Here is a 17057-nt window from a genome sequence, read left to right as displayed (position 1 = left end):
ATCTGTATACAGTATACAACATTATTCTAATATGCAATAGTGATAAAGGAGATCATAACACATGCTAAGCAAAATAAATTCTCGCGTAAAAGATATTTCCGTACCCGGCATTCGCGTCTTTGCAAATAAAGTAAATAAATATGAAAACGGCATTAATTTCACGATTGGTGAGTCTGACTTTCCAACACCAGAAAATGTAAAACTAGCTGGAATACGAGCGATAGAAAACAACTTGACCGGCTATTCCCATAATGCCGGATTATTGGATGTTCGCCAAGCGATCTCACGCTTTTTTGAGGAAACGTATCATTTTCATTACGATGCAGCAGATGAAATTGTCGTAACGAACGGTGCCAGTGAAGCAATTGATTCGGTGTTGCGTACTATTTTAGTAGGTGGAGATGAAGTCATCTTGACCTCCCCGATCTACTCTGGATACGAATCGATTATCCATTTAAATGGCGCAAAAGCGGTCACAATCGATACAACAGACACCGGATTCGTTCTGGATCCGGAGCGTTTGGGTCAAGCAATAACAGATAAAACAAAGGCTATTATCCTCAATTATCCATCAAATCCGACCGGGGCAACGCTCAGCCATACACAAATGGAAAAGATTGTAGCTGTTGTAAAGAAGCATAATATTTTTATCATTTCCGATGAGATATATAGTGAAAACACATTCCATGGCAAACATTGTTCATTCGCTTCTTTCCCGGAGATCCGCGAGCAATTATTTCTTATCCATGGACTCTCGAAATCTCATGCCATGACCGGCTGGCGCATTGGTTATGTGCTTGGAAGTAAAGATTTGATGGAGCATGTATTGAAAGTACATTTAAACAATTCGATTTGTGCTTCTCTACCGAGCCAATACGCAGCAATCGAAGCACTGACAGCTGCAAGAGAAGCACCTGCTGAAATGAACAAGGCCTATATTGAACGAAGAGATTTTGTATACAAGCGCTTGACGGAAATGGGACTTGAGACAACACTACCTACTGGTGCCTTTTATTTTTTCCCATCCATTCAATCAACTGGCCTTACTTCAATGGAATTCGCGACTAACCTGCTGGAAAAAGAACACGTTGCTGTCGTCCCAGGAAGTTCATTTACAGGAAACGGTGAAGGATTTATCCGGATTTCTTACGCTAATTCAATGGAAAATTTACAAGAAGGGCTCGCAAGGATGGAGCGTTTCCTTGGAAAATAATCAAAGGAAAAAGGAGAAGATCATGAAAAAAGTAGTTCAACGTGAAACCCTTTCTGATCAAGCGTACCGGATTATTAAACAAGCGATTACAGATGGTAAACTCAAAGATAAAGAATCACTGCCCGAAGAAAAGCTCGCAAAAGATTTAGGAATCAGCCGTACCCCGCTTCGTGATGCCTTTGCACGCCTTGCAGCTGAAGGGCTCATTATTCAGCAAAAAGGCGCACCGGCGCTCGTCGCTAGTTTTACAAAAAAAGATTCCCTTGAATATATGGAACTTCGCAGTTTGCTCGAAGTATATAATATGGAGAAGATAACTGCAATAATGCGTGACGAAACGATTGAAAAACTGCAGGAGAACCTTGTTAGCCAGCGTACAGCAATTAATGAAAACAAGTATAACGAGTTTATTGAGCTTGATCGTGATTTTCATCTCCTATTAGCAGCTTGCAATGATAATGAAGAAATTAAAAAAGTCATTCATCGCATGAATACAGGCGTCAATCGCGCATTTCTTATACTATCCAGCACTGTTCCGAAAAGTGCGGAAGATGCTTACGAGGAACATCATGAAATTATAAAAGCATTGGAACAAAAGGATGTCATCACAGCGAAAAACAATATGCTCGTGCATATGAACAATGTTAAAAAACGTTTTTTAAGTTACTACGACCACGCCGAAAATAAGAATTAGAGCCTATACAGGAGGGATCCATCATGCTTTGGCAGACGGAACAACAATTGGAAGATTTACTTTGTGAGGTTGTCAGCTGGGATAGTCGGACAAGAACAGAAGGGGAAATCCAATTTGCTGAAAAGATAAAGGGGAAGCTGCTTGAGCTAGAATACTTTAGAGAGAATCCAGATTTAATTCAATTTCATGATGCGGGAAATAAACGAAATGCCGTCACAGCTTTATACAAACAGGAAAACGTCAAAAAAACAATTGTACTCATCAGCCACTTCGACACGGTACATATAACAGAATTCGGTGTGCTTGGGAATCTCGCCTTTCAACCACGAGAACTAACGAAGAAATTCAGGGAAATGCTTGATTCGTTACCAGAAGGTGTGCGAAGTGACGTTACATCCGGTGATTATTTATTCGGGCGCGGCACGATGGATATGAAGATGGGTATTGTTCTGCACCTTCATCTGCTAGAGCAAGCTATTCATGAAAATTGGCCGATTAACCTTCTGCTCGTCACGGTTCCCGATGAAGAAGTGAATTCAAGCGGTATGCTTGCCGCGGTTAAAGGACTTGTAAATATACAAGAGCGCTATGATTTAGAGTATACCTTATTTTTGAACAGTGAACCGAGTTTTTCCATGCATTCACAAGATGAGCAGTATTATATTTATTCTGGAACGATTGGGAAAATCATGCCCTCCGCTCTTTTCTACGGACGTGAAACCCATGCCGGTGAACCACTGCAAGGCATCAATGCACATTATATGGCTAGTTTTTTAACGAAGAAGATGGAATATAATCAAGCGTTTAGCGAAGAAGTATACGGCGAGCGCACACCGCTCCCAGTTTGTTTAAAAACCTATGATTTGAAAGCCGATTATTCAACACAGACATCCAACCACGTTGCAGCACTATATAACGTTTTTTTAATGAAACGTAATGCGAAAGAGACACTTGCCTCTTTCCGCGAAGTCGCAACAGAGGCCATGGAGGAATGCGCAGAAGAATACAAGCTTATTTTAGCAAGAGAAGAAAATAGTGAAGAGCACTTCAACATTGGGGTATGGGAATACGAAGAATTATTGAATTATGCTAGGGATAAGCTCGGCAAAGAAAAGACAGAGGCAATAATTAAAGAAACAGTTGCACTTCGCGGTTTGGATCAGCGGGAAATTTCCATGAAAATATGCGATCAAATGATGACACATTGCCAAGAAATTGCACCTGCATGCATTTTATTCTTTGCCCCGCCGTATTATCCGGCAATTAATTCATCACGTGACCCAATCGTTCAGCATAAAATTGCATTAGCGAAGCAACTGCTTCAGGATCATTTTGATGTTTCGGCAAAGCAAGTACATTATTTTAATGGAATCTGTGATTTGAGTTATGTGAATTACGATAAGCAGGATCATGGCTGGCAAGCTTATAAAAATAATACACCGGTTTGGAACCACTTATATACAATCCCATTTGATGAAATGCAGAAACTCCAAGCCCCGGTCCTAAATATTGGACCGTTCGGGAAAGATGCCCATAAGTTGACGGAGCGGCTTCATAAGCAAAGTGCTTTTGTGCACATGCCTTTTGTTTTGCGGAAGATTGTGGAGAGTATGTTTGAGGTGACAACTGTCAGTGAATGTGAGAAGTGAAAATTAAATTTCACTTCTCTTTTTTGCTCTATAGCTGAACAAACCCACCAAATAACCAAATAAGCGTAGCACTTACCAGTCCTACAGAAACAGCTGCGACAAAACCAATATAAAACGGCTTTAGCCCCAACCCTTTAAACATCTTGAAATTCGTTGATAATCCAACCCCCGCCATTGCCATTCCAAGAAGATAAGTCGTTCCAAAAGAACTAAGATTCGTATATAGACTGCTCCAGCTATCAGACGCAAAAATACCAAATGCGCTTCCCGTACTTTCCAACGTTGCATCCCCTATCGTCCGCAGAACGGAAAGAATCAGAAACCCAATCACAAATAACGGAATGAATGTATACCATTTTGGTAAACGCTCCTCTTTATTTTCTGTTTGATGAGTCCGCTCCTTCGATTTACTAAAAAATAAATAAGACACAAAAGGAATGATTGCAATGATAAATAGATTTCTCGTCAGCTTCGTAACGGTTGCTGCATCCACCGCTTGCGGCATCTGATAAAGCTGATCATAAATCAATGCAGCTCCTGTTACCTGTGCCGTATCATGGATTGCGGTACCTAAGAATAACCCAGCCCTAATCGCATCATCTGCAAATAAGAAATTAGCGAGAAATGGGTACAGCAGCATCCCCGTTAAACCAAAAATTGTAATATTGGCTACTGCATAAGAAATTTCGTTTTCCTTCGCCTTGATTACAGGAGATGTCGCCATAATTGCAGTGACCCCGCAAATGCTCGTTCCGCTGGCAATCAATGTCGCAAGTCGCATCGATTGATTCATTTTATTTGCTAGAAATAGAGTGACAAATAACCCGACAGATATACATGCAACAATGAGCGGGATTCCGAATGCCCCGAGTTTTAAAGCTTCCATCAAACTTAAACGGAGCCCGAGTAAAATAATCCCTGCTCGCAGGATATATTTCATCGAAAAGGAAATCCCTTTTGTAAAAATCTCCGAGAGATCGATTGAATTTCGAATAATAATACCGAGTATAATGGCGACGAAAATTCCTGATATTGGTGTTTCACTGCCTTCTGATAAGAGCCCTGCCATTTTTAAGCCTACTCCGATGAGCTCTGCGCCGTACATTCCACCAAGCATAAGTACAACACATAGCAAAAGCCCAGGGAGAATATTTAATAAAAAATGTGGTTCTTTTTGTTCTATTGATTTTTGCAAAATAACATACTTCCCCTTTCATTAGCACTCTCTCTTATTACTCATTATCACACAATCAAGGTGGTTTCGACAAAATTTGAAGGGGAGAGATTTGCTAATCCCTCAAAAAGAACACTTGTTCTATCTGTTTAATTTTGTTATACTATAGCTAGATTCGCATCTCAGTAAGTCCTCGTTTAATTTAAAAAACTTCACAAGGGATGTGTTAGAATGGAATTAACAAAATCACTTCGCCAGTACCCCCTAGAAAACATCATACACGATACTGTAAGAGACGAAACAGCAGACTACGGCAAGAACAAATCAGATTTTTCAAGCACCAAAAAGTTTAAAGCACTAAAACGGATACCGCTGTCAGGCTTGATGGATTTAAAGATTGATTATGCTTTTAAACAACTTTTTGGTATCGAAAAAAATAAACAAATAACTATTGTATTTTTAAATGAATTTTTACAGAAAACAGGACGAGATCCAATTAAAGACATTACTTTCATCAATATCGAAGCAGGCGGAGAATATATCGACGATAAGCAATCAAGACTTGACGTGTTAGTCCTCACCACTGCTGGTGAAAAAATCAACGTTGAAATTCAGTTTACCGACCAATATAATATGATTAAACGGTCTATTTATTATTGGTCAGGAGTCTACCGCAGTCAGTTGCGTTCAGGAATGGGATACGACGAGCTAAGCGATGTTATTTCCATCAACCTGTTGAATTTTAATATTTTTGACCAAACGGAACGGTTCCATACGATGCATCATCTATTTGAAGATGAAGAACAATTCAAACTAACAGGTGTCATGGAGTTTCACTATATTGAAATGCCGAAACTGTTGAAAGCTTGGAAAGAAGATCAACTGGACCCTTGGAATGACGTTTTAGCCAGATGGTTATTATTGCTCGGTATGATCGATCATCGAAATAAAAAATTCTATGAAGATATTTACCGTGAATTGGAGGAGATTGCAATGGAAGATGAGACACTTCGAAAAGCATTTCATAACTGGGAAGAGCTCAGCATGACACCAGAACAATTTTTAGCTTATGAATCCCGCCTAAAGCATATCTTGGATGAAGAAGCGGCAAAGCGAGAAGCAGAACTTCGGGCGCAAAAGGCGGAAAAAGATGGTATGAAACGTGGTATGGAGCGTGGTATGGAACGTGGTATGGAACGCGGAATCGAGCGTGGAATAAAAAGTGGAATGAAGCGTGGAATCGAGCAAGGTGAGAAAAAAGCTAAAAAGTTAATAGCTCAGCGCCTTCTTTCAGATGGTGCCGAAATCCAATACGTAATGGGTATAACAGAGTTATCAAAAGAAGAAGTACTTGAAATTCAAAAAGATATCATGGGATAAGTTATCTTTAGCTACCTTCCACTCATCGTCATGACCCCTCTCAATGGGTGATAATGCAAAAGTCCACCTCAGCCCAAAATAAAGGAGAGGTGGCCTTTCAGATTAAATATTTCGGCATCTTTTAGGAAATACTAGTAAAAAGTATCAGACGAAATAAAGTTCTTCAGATACTCTTCACTAGCTTCTATCAAGACGTATTTTGATTCCATTTATAATGCAGCTGCTCCACCATCAATCGAGATGACCGCTCCATGAATATAGGATGATTCTTCACCTAATAAAAATGCTACAACATCTCCTACTTCATGAGGCTGGCCTAATCTGCCCATCGGTACCTCTTCAGCCATTGCACCAATCGCTTCTTGCGGGAATGCTTTTACCATGGGTGTTTCGTTCGTTCCTGGTGCAATCGCGTTAATACGAATATTATCTCGGCCGTATTCACCAGCAATTGTTTTCGTTAAACCAATAATCGCATGTTTCGTTGCAGAATAAGCACCAAGCGTTGGCATACCAACCACACCACCTAAGGAAGCCGTATTCACGATCACACCGCCACCCGTTTTCAGCATTTCATTGACAACAAATTTCAATCCATAGAAAGCACCATTTAAGTTCACATCCACGATGGAATGGAATTCTTCAATCGAGCAGTCCAGTGTGCGAACTCCTGAACCTGAAATACCTGCATTGTTAAAGAACAAATCAACTCTTCCAAACTCGGCTATGGTCTCGGCCACATAGCGCTGAACATCTTCCACCTTGCTCACGTCTGCTTGAACAAAAATAGCTTCCACTCCGTGCTCCTTGCATAGCCTTACCGTTTCTTCTCCATTTTCCTTTGACAGATCAACAATAGAAAGTTTTGTCCTCTTCTCCGCAAGCTTTAAAGCTGCTTCCCTGCCAAAACCACTACCGCCACCTGTAATGATTGCTGTTTTTATCATAGGAAAACCTCCGTTAGTCTCGTTAAAGTTAATGAATTGTGAAGTATTGAACATTTAATTTTTATTATATCACTGATTAAAATAGTGCGCAAATCCAAGTTATGACATTACTTCATACCGGTTAGGTGCAGGAGTTTCCATCAACTTTTCAAGATCACGCACGACTCCTCAACAAAATCATACGACAAATAAAAAATCGTCGCACCACACAAGCCGAATTGCACACACGGTTCGGGATTTTACACACCACTTCAAGTCAAATTTACATACTTCCCACAATCTTGGGCGCCACCGCTAGTAAAGATCGCACAACGTAAGCGAATTATCTGCGTGAAAATTACAATTAGAAACTAAACATCATCCCTCGGAGAAGTGACAAATACATAGATGAATGCTTATAATTAGAGTTAACTTGTCGTTCAAAGGGGGAGACCTTGTGTATTCTAATTTCATTGGATCTTCTGCGGATTGGAGATTACCACTTATAAGCGATGTAGTTAATTCAACTCTGCCATTTATCAGATATGATGAATCAGTTCATAATGCCACGAAAATGTTGTTGAACAGTAACAGTGATTACCTAGCCGTCATAAATCAAGATAATAGTCCACTTGGTATTATTACTGGAAAATCTATTCTTTCTGGAATGTTGAATAATCCGGAGCAGAACATACAGCATTATATGATAACGGACAATGCACATATCGTTTCACAAAATGATCCCATCCTTCACACCAGCAGCCTTCCACATTCCTACTTCTTTGTGGTTGATGAAGTTGGGAGATTGACCGGAACGTTAACCCAGTGCGATTTACAAAAATTTTTCTCAAATTACGTTACAGAACTGAAGCAAATCAAACATAGTGCAGACGTGTTGAACATCGTGCTTGATAGTGCCTACGAAGGTGTCACTGTCATTGATGAAAATGCTATTATCACAGAATTCAACTTAGCATACAGCAGATTCATTGGAATTGATAAAAAAGATGCGATTGGAAAACATGTGCAGGAAGTCATTGATAATACTAATCTGCATAACACAGTTAAAAACGGGATGCCCGAGCGGGGACAAATTCAGTACATTCAAGGACAACCAATGATTGTTCACCGGATTCCAATCTGGAAAGACCGCAAAGTCGTTGGTGCCATCGGAATGGTGATTTTTGAAGGCGTTTCAGAACTTTATCAAATCTACAATAAATTCCACAAAACGGTAAAATTTGATCAAGAATTCATACAGAATCCTGAATTATCAGATATATCGCTGGGAAGTAATAAGACACTAGATCAATTGATTGGAAAAAGTGAAGAAATCCATCATTTAAAGCGTTCCGTGAGAAAAGTTGCAAACACAAATGTTACGGTCCTAATTACCGGTGAAAGCGGAACTGGAAAAGAAGTTATCGCCCAGGGTATCCATCACTTAAGCAAGCAAGTTCATGGTCCATTTATTAGCGTAAATTGTGCAGCGATTCCCGAACAACTTTTTGAATCGGAGTTATTTGGTTATGATGACGGAGCATTTACAGGGGCTAAAAAAGGCGGGAAACCAGGTAAGTTTGAATTAGCAAAACATGGCACGATTTTTTTAGATGAAATAGCGGAAATGCCTTTAACCCTACAAATTAAACTATTAAGGGTTTTACAGGAAAGAGAGTTCGAACGCATAGGGGCTACAAATAAGCAACGGTTACAAGCTAGAGTCATAGCAGCTACAAACCAAGATATTAAAAAAATGGTGGGACAAGGTAAATTTCGGAAAGACCTTTACTACCGATTAAATATTATTGAACTAACCATACCGCCATTGCGGGAACGAACAGACGACATTCCGCCTTTAATTTCGCACTATTTAAATAAGTTCTCCGAAAACTATTCTATGGCTGTTAAGCAGCTGACCTCTGACGCGATGAAAGCATTTATTCATTATAATTGGCCTGGGAATGTTCGAGAGCTAATGAATATGATGGAAAGACTCGTCATTCTGACCGAAGGAGATAAAATCGGAAGCGAACATCTACCAAGCTATATGATTGATTATCATGCAGTGCAAAATAATAATAAAAGCCCTGCAGTGCAATTGAAAATGAATGAAGAAACTGCAGAAAAGCAATTGATCAAAGTGGCTTTGGAACAAGCAAATGGCAATAAAACAGAAGCTGCAAAAATGATTGGAATCCACCGAACGACCTTATATCAAAAAATCAATAAATATGGTTTATGAAGTGTAGATAGATTCCTACAATCCTTTCAGCAAAGTGTAGTCTCCATCCTACACTTTTTTCTTTTATAGACGAGTACCCTAAACCTTCTAACTTGGCATGAATTTTGCATATATATTATTGAATATATAAAGGGGGATTTTTTAATCATGCAAAGTAAAACTTATCATACGTTTTTAACACCAACTACAATTCAATATGGAAGAGGTGCGTTTCAAGCAGCAGGAGAAATTACAAAACAGAAAGGGAAAAAAGCGCTTATCGTAAGTGATAAAATAATGGATGATTTGGGATATGTTAGCGAATTACGAACTATTCTTCAGAAAGAAAACATTGAAAGCGCTTTATACCTAGACGTCGCCTCTGAACCTGTTGATCGTTATGTTACTGAGTCCTTAGATATTTTCATTGCCGAGAACTGTAATGTCATTATTTCTCTTGGTGGTGGAAGTTGTATTGACACGGCAAAAGCAGTCGCAGTAGTTGCAACGAACGGTGGCTATATTGGGGATTATAAGGGAGGCGGGAAAATCGCCGGCCGAGATCCTATCCCGCATATTGCTATACCGACGACCGCCGGAACTGGTTCGGAAGCAACGGACGTGACGGTCATTACAAATACCACCAATCAAGTGAAAATGATGATTAAGCAGCCTGCATTTTTGCCAGAGGTAGCAATTGTTGATCCATTGCTCACCATCTCTTCACCAAAATCAGTTACTGCAGCTACAGGAGTCGACGCTTTAAGCCATGCAATTGAAGCCTATATTTCCAAACGCTCCCATCCCATGACTGATACATTGGCCATTTCTGCAATGAAATTGATCGTTGAAAACTTGAAGAAATGTTATGAGAACGGGGATGATCTTGATGCGAGAGAAGCAATGTCTTTAGGTGCTCTACAAGCGGGATTAGCTTTTTCTAATGCCTCCGTCTGTCTCGTACACGGGATGTCGCGACCAATTGGTGCGTTGTTCAATGTACCTCACGGAGTTTCCAATGCCATGCTGTTACCGACAGTACTCGAGTTCACAAAAGATGCAGCTATCAGCAGATTAGCAGACCTTGGTAGAATTTTTGACAAGTCGGCGAAAGATCTTTCTGATCAGGAGGCGAGTGAGATTGCAGTTACTTCCGTGAAACAGCTTTGTTCAGAGTTAAATATACCGAACTTGAAAGGTTGGGGAATAGACAAGACCGAATTCGATAAGGTGCTAAGTAAAATGGCTGATGATGCACTCGCTAGTGGAAGTCCGCAAAACACTCCAATAGTTCCTGCAAAAGAAGAAATAGAAAAGCTTTATTTAAAATGCTTTGACTACCAATTGGAGACAGAGGATATGTTCAATTAACTTTTAAAATATGGAGGGAATGGGATGGCAGTAGTAGGAATGTTAGGGTTGATGCTCTCATTAGTCTTACTTATCTATTTAACAATGAAAGGTATCAATATTATAATAGCAGCAATCATCGCCTCTTTCACGGTTGCTATAACAGGTGGAATAAATCTTGAAACTGCAATGCTAGATAGTTATATGACCGGTTTTACCGGATATTTCGCTTCCTGGTTCCTTGTTTTCCTATTAGGAGCAATCTTTGGAAAGGTCATGCAGGAAACAAAATCTGCTGAGAGTATTGCCAATTGGATTAAAAATACATTTGGGACAAAACGCGCTGTTTTTGCAGTCGTTGCTGCCGCAGCAATTATGACATACGGCGGGGTGAGCTTGTTCGTTGTCGGATTCGCAGTCTATCCAATCGCCGTATCCTTATTTCGCTCAGCAAATCTGCCCCATCGTTTTATCCCGGCAGCGCTTGTATTTGGTTCCATCTCATTTACAATGACTTCGCCTGGCTCACCGGAAATTCAAAATATCATTCCGACTGAATTCTTCGGGACCTCTCCGACTGCAGGAGGATTCATTGGTGTCTTAATGGGTCTAGCAATTATGATTGTTGGTGGATTATGGTTAGGGTCGTTAGTTAGAAAAGCTTCTAAGAATGGTGAAACATTCTCCCCTCCTAAAGTAAAAAATGAAATCGCAGCAGCAGTGGAGGAGGAAGAACTAGAGGGTCTAAAGAAACAAGATTTACCGAATATTATGGTTTCTATCATTCCCCTTGCATTAGTCATTATCATCCTAAATATACTTGGTCAATTTATCAATCCTACAACGGCATTGCTGATTGCTCTAGTTATTGGTATCGCAGTAGCCTGCATCACCATGAAACGATTTTTAAAGGAATTTTGGGAAACCCTTGCAGCTGGTACGCAAAATTCATTGGTCGCTATTGCCAACACATGTGCAGTTGTGGGCTTTGGTAGTGTTGCCGCAGAAGTATCTGCTTTTAATACCTTAATCGAAGGGCTTGTAAATATGCCTGGTCCTCCATTACTTGGACTCGCTATAGGGGTAACCATCATTTGTGGAATAACGGGATCCGCATCTGGCGGGCTAGGAATCGCACTCCCGATTCTCGCACCAATTTATTTAGCGCAAGGCGTAGATCCAGGCGCAGCTCACCGGGTATCAGCCCTAGCTTCCGGCGGTTTAGACTCATTGCCGCATAACGGGTATGTCGTCACAACTGTTCGGGCGATTTGTGGAGAAACACATCGTCGGGCATACAAACCAATCTTGTTCGTAAGCATCATCGTTCCAACAGCTGTTACATTACTAGCTGTATTACTTTACTCTATATTCTAGAATTAGAATCAGAATTGCTAATCACTCAAAAATGGGATGGAAATATACCCTCGTATATATTCCACCCCTTTTTATTATTCCCGTACAACCGATGCTAACTCGGTTATATTGCCCAATTCATAATTCCTTTCTTGGATCAAAAATTCATGAAAGAAATCCTGTTCAATCCCTCTTAACCGGTGAAAAAGGTCAATGTCTAATATCCACTCTTGATCTGACATCCGATGAATATGGAGCAACTTTTTTCTCATTACTAAATCAATAATTATTTCACCTTCTCACATAGATAGGATGTGAACATATAGCGAAATGATGAACAATAGAGTGAAAAAAGGTATAAAATAAAGTATGATACTTGTTTTTATACCTTAGATTATTATCGATTGTAATACATTCACCGTTCTTTAAAATATTCCGGAACCGTGCGAAACTTTTTCTAGTTACTCTTGTCAGTTAAGCATGCAAGAATTTAACACAGACTGCTTCCGGTGCTTCTACATCCTTCTGCAATAAAGTTAACGTACCGCTTTCGCTATCTCTTTCAAACAATGTTAACGTACTGCTTTCCTGGTTTGCAGCTACAATAAATTGCTCACTAGGATCCAGCACAAAATCACGCGGCCAGTTTCCTTCTGTAGGTGTATATTCAACCAGCTCGACCGTATAATCCGCTGCAATCCGGAAAACTGCAATGGAATCATGGCCTCTATTACCTGCGTATACAAATTTCCCGTCAGAAGATAGATGAATTGCACTTCCTTGGTTATTTTCTGTGAAATCTTCCGGAATCGTTGCTACATACTGGACTTCTTCAAATGTTCCTGTGTTCTCATCATATTTAAGTACAATAACTTCATTACTTAACTCTGTCATTACATATGCATAAGGAGCAGACGGGTGGAATGCGATATGACGCGGGCCACTTCCAGCTTTTACAGTTAATACGCTAACTTCTTCCAGCTCATCTCCATTCGGGGAGTATGTTGTAATCGTATCACTGCCGAGGTCCACAACGACAATATATTTCTCATCCGGCGTATACCCTGCAAAGTGAAGATGCGGTTTTTCCTGACGCTCATGCGGGCCGCTTCCTTCATGAGTTACAGATGTAGGAGCTTGCAGGGACCCATCTTCATTCGCTTGGAAAGCTTCTACTTGTTTTGTATGGTAATTTGCCGCGACTACTAAACGGTTCTTACTGTCCACACTGACATGGCAAGGCGGGGATCCAGCTGTTACTTCACTGTTCAGTTTTTCCAAGTTGCCATCTGCAATTGAAAAAGCCGCAACACCGCCTTCTTCGCCTTCCTGAGAAACAGCATAAAGATAATCATTATTTTGACTTACCGTTACGTACGTCGGATTATTCAGTTTAGCAGCAACTTCAACATCTGTTATCTTTTTCTGTTCCGTATCCAAGGTGAAGCGATAAATTCCTTCACTCGTTTTCTTTGTATAACTTCCGAGATAGCCTGTATATTTTTTGCTCACTTAAGATTCCTCCTTCAATATTGCTTATATATCAAGTTACTTAATACACTATCATAAGCATTGCGGCTTTGTCCTCTATCTAGCATTCAGATAAAGTTTGTCGCTTCTTCAAAACTATCTAATTTAGTCTAACTTACTTTTTTTCTGAAGCCTGTGTCTCCTTATGATTTGTCGTATACCGGTCAATAGCATACCCAACAACCGCACCTACAAACGCAGGAGCAATCCAACCTAAACCTAAATCAAAAAATGGAACAAAGCCAATAACTTGCGCAAATCCATCTAATTTAAAACCAAGATTTGTCAGTACATCATAAATTGCATAAAACAATGTCAACACAACAGAAATCCGATACATCGCTTTTCCTTTCCCAATAAGTGGTGTAAAAAGAGATAGTATAATCAAGACAATCGCAATCGGATAAATCAATACTAGAATTGGTACAGCAATGTCAAGAATCGCACTTAACCCCAGGCTTGAGATAACAAATCCAACAAGCGTGAGAACTCGAACATAAGTTTTATAACTAACTTTCGAATATAATCCGTGGAAAAAGCTGGCACTTGCGTTAATTAGCCCGACACATGTAGTGAAGCATGCAAGAATTACGATGACGCTAAATAATAAGCTACCAGTGTTACCAAACAATAGAAATGAAGCTGCAGTTAAAATTTCCGCGCCATTTGCGAATTGCTCTGCTTGCGGCATAACTGCACCGATCCATCCTAAACAGATATAAACAGCTGCCAGCCCAACGACAGCAATGATACCAGCAAGGACACTTCCTTTTATTTGCTCTCTTTTCGTCTTCACTCCAGAATCTTTAAAAGCGTTAATCACGACAATTCCGAAAGCAAGCGCCGCAACTGCATCCATTGTAAAATACCCTTCAATGAAGCCAGTGACAAATGGGCTAGCTGTATATTTTTCTGTTACCGGACTTGCTACATTCTCTAAAAGGAAAAATGCACGTACAAACAATATAGTTAGAGCAACTAGTAAAATAGGTGTAAGCAATTGACCAACACGATCAACCAGCTTTTTCGGATTTAAACAAATATAATAAGCAACAGCGAAAAACAATACAGTGAACAAGATGAGTGGCCAGCCAGCTTCATTTGTAAAGTACGGTTGAAATCCTAACTCGAAAGCAACGTTTGCAGCACGTGGAATCGCGTAAAAAGCACCAATTGAAAGATATATGATAATCGCAAATACAATTCCGAATACTTTATGTACACGACTGCCGATCGAAATCATCCCTCCGTCAACTGTAACAACCGCTAATACCGCCACAAACGGCAGCAGCACCCCCGTCACAAGAAATCCTGTCATTGCCGGTGTAAAGTTACTCCCAGACTCTAAGCCCAATAAAGGCGGGAAAATTAAATTACCAGCACCGAAGAATAATGAGAATAACATGAGACCTATAAAAAACACTCTTTTTTTACTCATATTTCCACTCCTAAACTTGATGAATTTGATTTTCTAAGATGATTAAGGACAGAGAGTAAAGTGTAAATCGAGATTGTTTACTAGTCAGTCACCAGCGCCTGGAAACTAATTATCAACAACAAAAAAACTCACCCCTGTCTTCAGGGACGAGTTTATGCTCGCGTTACCACCCATATTCTGTATGTTATACTACATACAACTCTCTGCCACGTACTATCATACATGCTCCAGGTAACGGTGGATGCCGTCAACACTTACTTGCTTCAGTGTTGCATCTCTGGGATGATTTTCAGAAATAAATTGTCCATCGGTTCTCACCATCTACCGATTCTCTGAAGAACAAGAATGATAACTTACTCTTTCCCATCACTGATTTTACTTTGTTAAGAATAGTTTAGCTAAATAAATATTTTTCGTCAATAGGATTCGTTAAATGCGGTATATTAGGATTTGTGGGAAAAATGGGTTAGTTTTTTCTTTTACCCAATATTCCTACCCATACACCCGATACTGATTCTTTCCTCCCTCCTTCGATTCATATAAAGCCCGGTCTGCCTGTTTATAAATCTCATTCACATCTCTTATTTCTTCATCAACTAGCGCTATTCCAATACTTGCCGATAATTCAAGCCCTTTTGTTTTATAATATTCTGTTACCGATTCGTTCACTGCTTCAATAACCTGTTCTGCCACAAATGTTGCATGATCACGATTCGTATTTCTTAGTACAATCGCAAATTCATCCCCGCCTAATCGATAAGCTTTTCCTTCTGAATGAATAGTCGACTGAATAGATGTTGCCATGTTTTTCAGTAATTCATCCCCATCAGCATGTCCAAACAGATCATTAACTGACTTGAAATGGTCCAGATCAATCATTAATAAACCTGTTTCACCTTCACTCACGTGCAAGATTGCATCTAAATCCTCTTCAAAAGCTGCCCGGTTTCTTAAACCTGTCAAGCTATCATGGAATGCCATGTACATCGGGCGGGACACCCACTTTGAGATAATAAGGGCGATGATAACGGTAATAACTAAAATAAATGCTAATTGCAGGATAAACGCTTCATTATGTTTTTGGAGGATAGATTCAAGTTCCCGTTCGTTATAAGAGATTTCAATTACTTTATTCTGTGTCGAACCGAAATCATAGCCTGAATTGTAAGGTACGTAATGATAAATAGTTGCTTCACCTTTATCGTTTAACGTGCGAACCTCAGTAGTTTCACCTTTTGCTAAGGTTTCTTCAAATGCAGCTCTGTGCTCCGATGATAATTTCGAATCTTCCGCTGGATCTCCTAAGGCAAGTCCGCCTAAATTCAGTATGTTTATCTTATTAATTGATGGATAACTTCTTTCCAAATCATCTGTCACACTCAGGAAGTTAAAATCCTCGAATATCTCCCCATCCTCTAAAGAGTAACTAAGCTCCATAATATATTTTTTATCTGGAGTCGCCATGTAACTGAATTTGGTTACCTCGCCTGTTGCTTGAGCGATATCCATTCCATCATGGTAGAATGCGCCAGCTTCTCTCCGGGAGTCAAGTATCTCGGCAAGCTTGCCACAGCATTCATTAAAATCCAATCCGATATCAACCTCATTCGAGCTGTTAGAAATGACATTGTCTTGATTGATGATATACACATCCATCTCGTATTTCTTTTTTAATTTCTGCATATCCCATGTATGGATGGATGGGTTATTTTTATAAAGCTCCAGTAATTCTTTTGTATTCGCCTTCATTCTTTCTGCTACATCGTCATCAAAATAATAATAGGTCTTATCAATTGTATTCAGGGAATACTCCACTGTCGCTTCAATGCTTTCCAATTGAAATGCGTTATTTTGAATAGCCTGTTCCGATATTCTTTTATGATTGATTGTTGCAATGACAAAAGCAATTGCCACTGCAAAAATAACCATCGTCATGACTAATTTAGTTCGAAAGCTACGCCACATGAGGATTCCTCCACATTTTCTATTTGCAGTAATAAATAATCAGTACAATAGTATGATATGACTTTTCACTAAATAATTCAACTGGGGGGAAGGCAAATGATGTGATATCATATATTTATACGCATTTATCTTTGAAAAGAGGTGTGCAACCAATGCAG

General features: G+C 39.7%; 12 protein-coding genes and 1 other annotated feature. Of the genes, 7 read left to right on the top strand and 5 right to left on the bottom strand.

What is annotated here, in order from left to right; genetic code table 11:
* Window positions 1–61: 61 nt before the first annotated feature.
* From LZD48_RS07025 to LZD48_RS07015, 3 genes are read left to right on the top strand one after another with little or no spacing between them, the layout of a single operon-like run.
* Window positions 62–1213 (top strand): aminotransferase class I/II-fold pyridoxal phosphate-dependent enzyme, encoded by a 1152-nt coding sequence (locus tag LZD48_RS07025; RefSeq protein WP_235762025.1) that lies wholly within the window; start codon window positions 62–64, stop codon window positions 1211–1213.
* A 22-nt stretch (window positions 1214–1235) separates the two neighbouring features.
* Window positions 1236–1907: a GntR family transcriptional regulator gene (locus LZD48_RS07020; RefSeq protein ID WP_235762024.1), complete on the top strand. Its 672-nt coding sequence runs from the start codon at window positions 1236–1238 to the stop codon at window positions 1905–1907.
* 23 nt (window positions 1908–1930) lie between these two features.
* Window positions 1931–3556 (top strand): M20/M25/M40 family metallo-hydrolase, encoded by a 1626-nt coding sequence (locus LZD48_RS07015; RefSeq protein WP_235762023.1) that lies wholly within the window; start codon window positions 1931–1933, stop codon window positions 3554–3556.
* Window positions 3557–3584: 28 nt separating this feature from the next.
* Here LZD48_RS07015 and LZD48_RS07010 read toward each other — a convergent pair whose 3' ends face one another.
* Window positions 3585–4751, bottom strand: coding sequence for a YeiH family protein (locus LZD48_RS07010; protein ID WP_235762022.1), 1167 nt, complete (start codon window positions 4749–4751; stop codon window positions 3585–3587).
* A 210-nt stretch (window positions 4752–4961) separates the two neighbouring features.
* Here LZD48_RS07010 and LZD48_RS07005 point away from each other — a divergent pair, with 210 nt between their 5' ends.
* Window positions 4962–6110 carry an Rpn family recombination-promoting nuclease/putative transposase gene (locus LZD48_RS07005; RefSeq protein ID WP_235762021.1) on the top strand — a complete coding sequence of 383 codons (1149 nt, stop codon included), beginning with the start codon at window positions 4962–4964 and terminating at the stop codon, window positions 6108–6110.
* 209 nt (window positions 6111–6319) lie between these two features.
* Here the strand turns inward: LZD48_RS07005 and LZD48_RS07000 are convergent, their stop codons facing one another.
* Window positions 6320–7057 carry an SDR family NAD(P)-dependent oxidoreductase gene (locus LZD48_RS07000; RefSeq protein WP_235762020.1) on the bottom strand — a complete coding sequence of 246 codons (738 nt, stop codon included), beginning with the start codon at window positions 7055–7057 and terminating at the stop codon, window positions 6320–6322.
* A 436-nt stretch (window positions 7058–7493) separates the two neighbouring features.
* Here LZD48_RS07000 and LZD48_RS06995 point away from each other — a divergent pair, with 436 nt between their 5' ends.
* The 3 genes from LZD48_RS06995 (at window position 7494) to LZD48_RS06985 (ending at window position 11987) form a co-directional block, all read left to right on the top strand.
* Complete coding sequence (locus LZD48_RS06995; RefSeq protein ID WP_235762019.1) at window positions 7494–9281, top strand: sigma 54-interacting transcriptional regulator; 1788 nt, start codon at window positions 7494–7496, stop codon at window positions 9279–9281.
* A gap of 147 nt (window positions 9282–9428) precedes the next feature.
* The gene (locus tag LZD48_RS06990) at window positions 9429–10631 is read left to right on the top strand and encodes an iron-containing alcohol dehydrogenase (protein WP_235762018.1); all 1203 of its coding nucleotides are present in this window, start codon (window positions 9429–9431) and stop codon (window positions 10629–10631) included.
* Window positions 10632–10655: 24 nt separating this feature from the next.
* Window positions 10656–11987, top strand: coding sequence for a GntP family permease (locus tag LZD48_RS06985; protein ID WP_235762017.1), 1332 nt, complete (start codon window positions 10656–10658; stop codon window positions 11985–11987).
* Window positions 11988–12440: 453 nt separating this feature from the next.
* Here the strand turns inward: LZD48_RS06985 and LZD48_RS06980 are convergent, their stop codons facing one another.
* The 3 genes from LZD48_RS06980 to LZD48_RS06970 form a co-directional block, all read right to left on the bottom strand.
* Complete coding sequence (locus LZD48_RS06980; RefSeq protein ID WP_235762016.1) at window positions 12441–13478, bottom strand: lactonase family protein; 1038 nt, start codon at window positions 13476–13478, stop codon at window positions 12441–12443.
* 133 nt (window positions 13479–13611) lie between these two features.
* Window positions 13612–14934, bottom strand: coding sequence for a branched-chain amino acid transport system II carrier protein (brnQ, locus tag LZD48_RS06975; protein ID WP_235762015.1), 1323 nt, complete (start codon window positions 14932–14934; stop codon window positions 13612–13614).
* Window positions 14935–15073: 139 nt separating this feature from the next.
* Window positions 15074–15313 (bottom strand) — a binding site (T-box leader).
* A 113-nt stretch (window positions 15314–15426) separates the two neighbouring features.
* Complete coding sequence (locus tag LZD48_RS06970) at window positions 15427–16899, bottom strand: GGDEF domain-containing protein (RefSeq protein WP_235762014.1); 1473 nt, start codon at window positions 16897–16899, stop codon at window positions 15427–15429.
* Window positions 16900–17057: the final 158 nt, after the last annotated feature.

The organism is Oceanobacillus alkalisoli, from assembly GCF_021556485.1.
In the GTDB taxonomy this organism is placed as follows: domain Bacteria; phylum Bacillota; class Bacilli; order Bacillales; family Amphibacillaceae; genus Oceanobacillus; species Oceanobacillus alkalisoli.
Note: the sequence above shows the minus strand (reverse complement) of the source record. Positions and strands in the feature narration are given on the sequence as shown.

Coding starts and splice junctions, on each gene's coding strand:
- LZD48_RS06985 (WP_235762017.1), top strand. CDS start 10,656: ATGGCAGTAGTAGGAATGTTAGGGTTGATGCTCTCATTAGTCTTACTT.
- LZD48_RS06990 (WP_235762018.1), top strand. CDS start 9,429: ATGCAAAGTAAAACTTATCATACGTTTTTAACACCAACTACAATTCAA.
- LZD48_RS06970 (WP_235762014.1), bottom strand. CDS start 16,899: ATGTGGCGTAGCTTTCGAACTAAATTAGTCATGACGATGGTTATTTTT.
- LZD48_RS07025 (WP_235762025.1), top strand. CDS start 62: ATGCTAAGCAAAATAAATTCTCGCGTAAAAGATATTTCCGTACCCGGC.
- LZD48_RS07015 (WP_235762023.1), top strand. CDS start 1,931: ATGCTTTGGCAGACGGAACAACAATTGGAAGATTTACTTTGTGAGGTT.
- LZD48_RS07020 (WP_235762024.1), top strand. CDS start 1,236: ATGAAAAAAGTAGTTCAACGTGAAACCCTTTCTGATCAAGCGTACCGG.
- LZD48_RS07000 (WP_235762020.1), bottom strand. CDS start 7,057: ATGATAAAAACAGCAATCATTACAGGTGGCGGTAGTGGTTTTGGCAGG.
- LZD48_RS07005 (WP_235762021.1), top strand. CDS start 4,962: ATGGAATTAACAAAATCACTTCGCCAGTACCCCCTAGAAAACATCATA.
- brnQ (WP_235762015.1), bottom strand. CDS start 14,934: ATGAGTAAAAAAAGAGTGTTTTTTATAGGTCTCATGTTATTCTCATTA.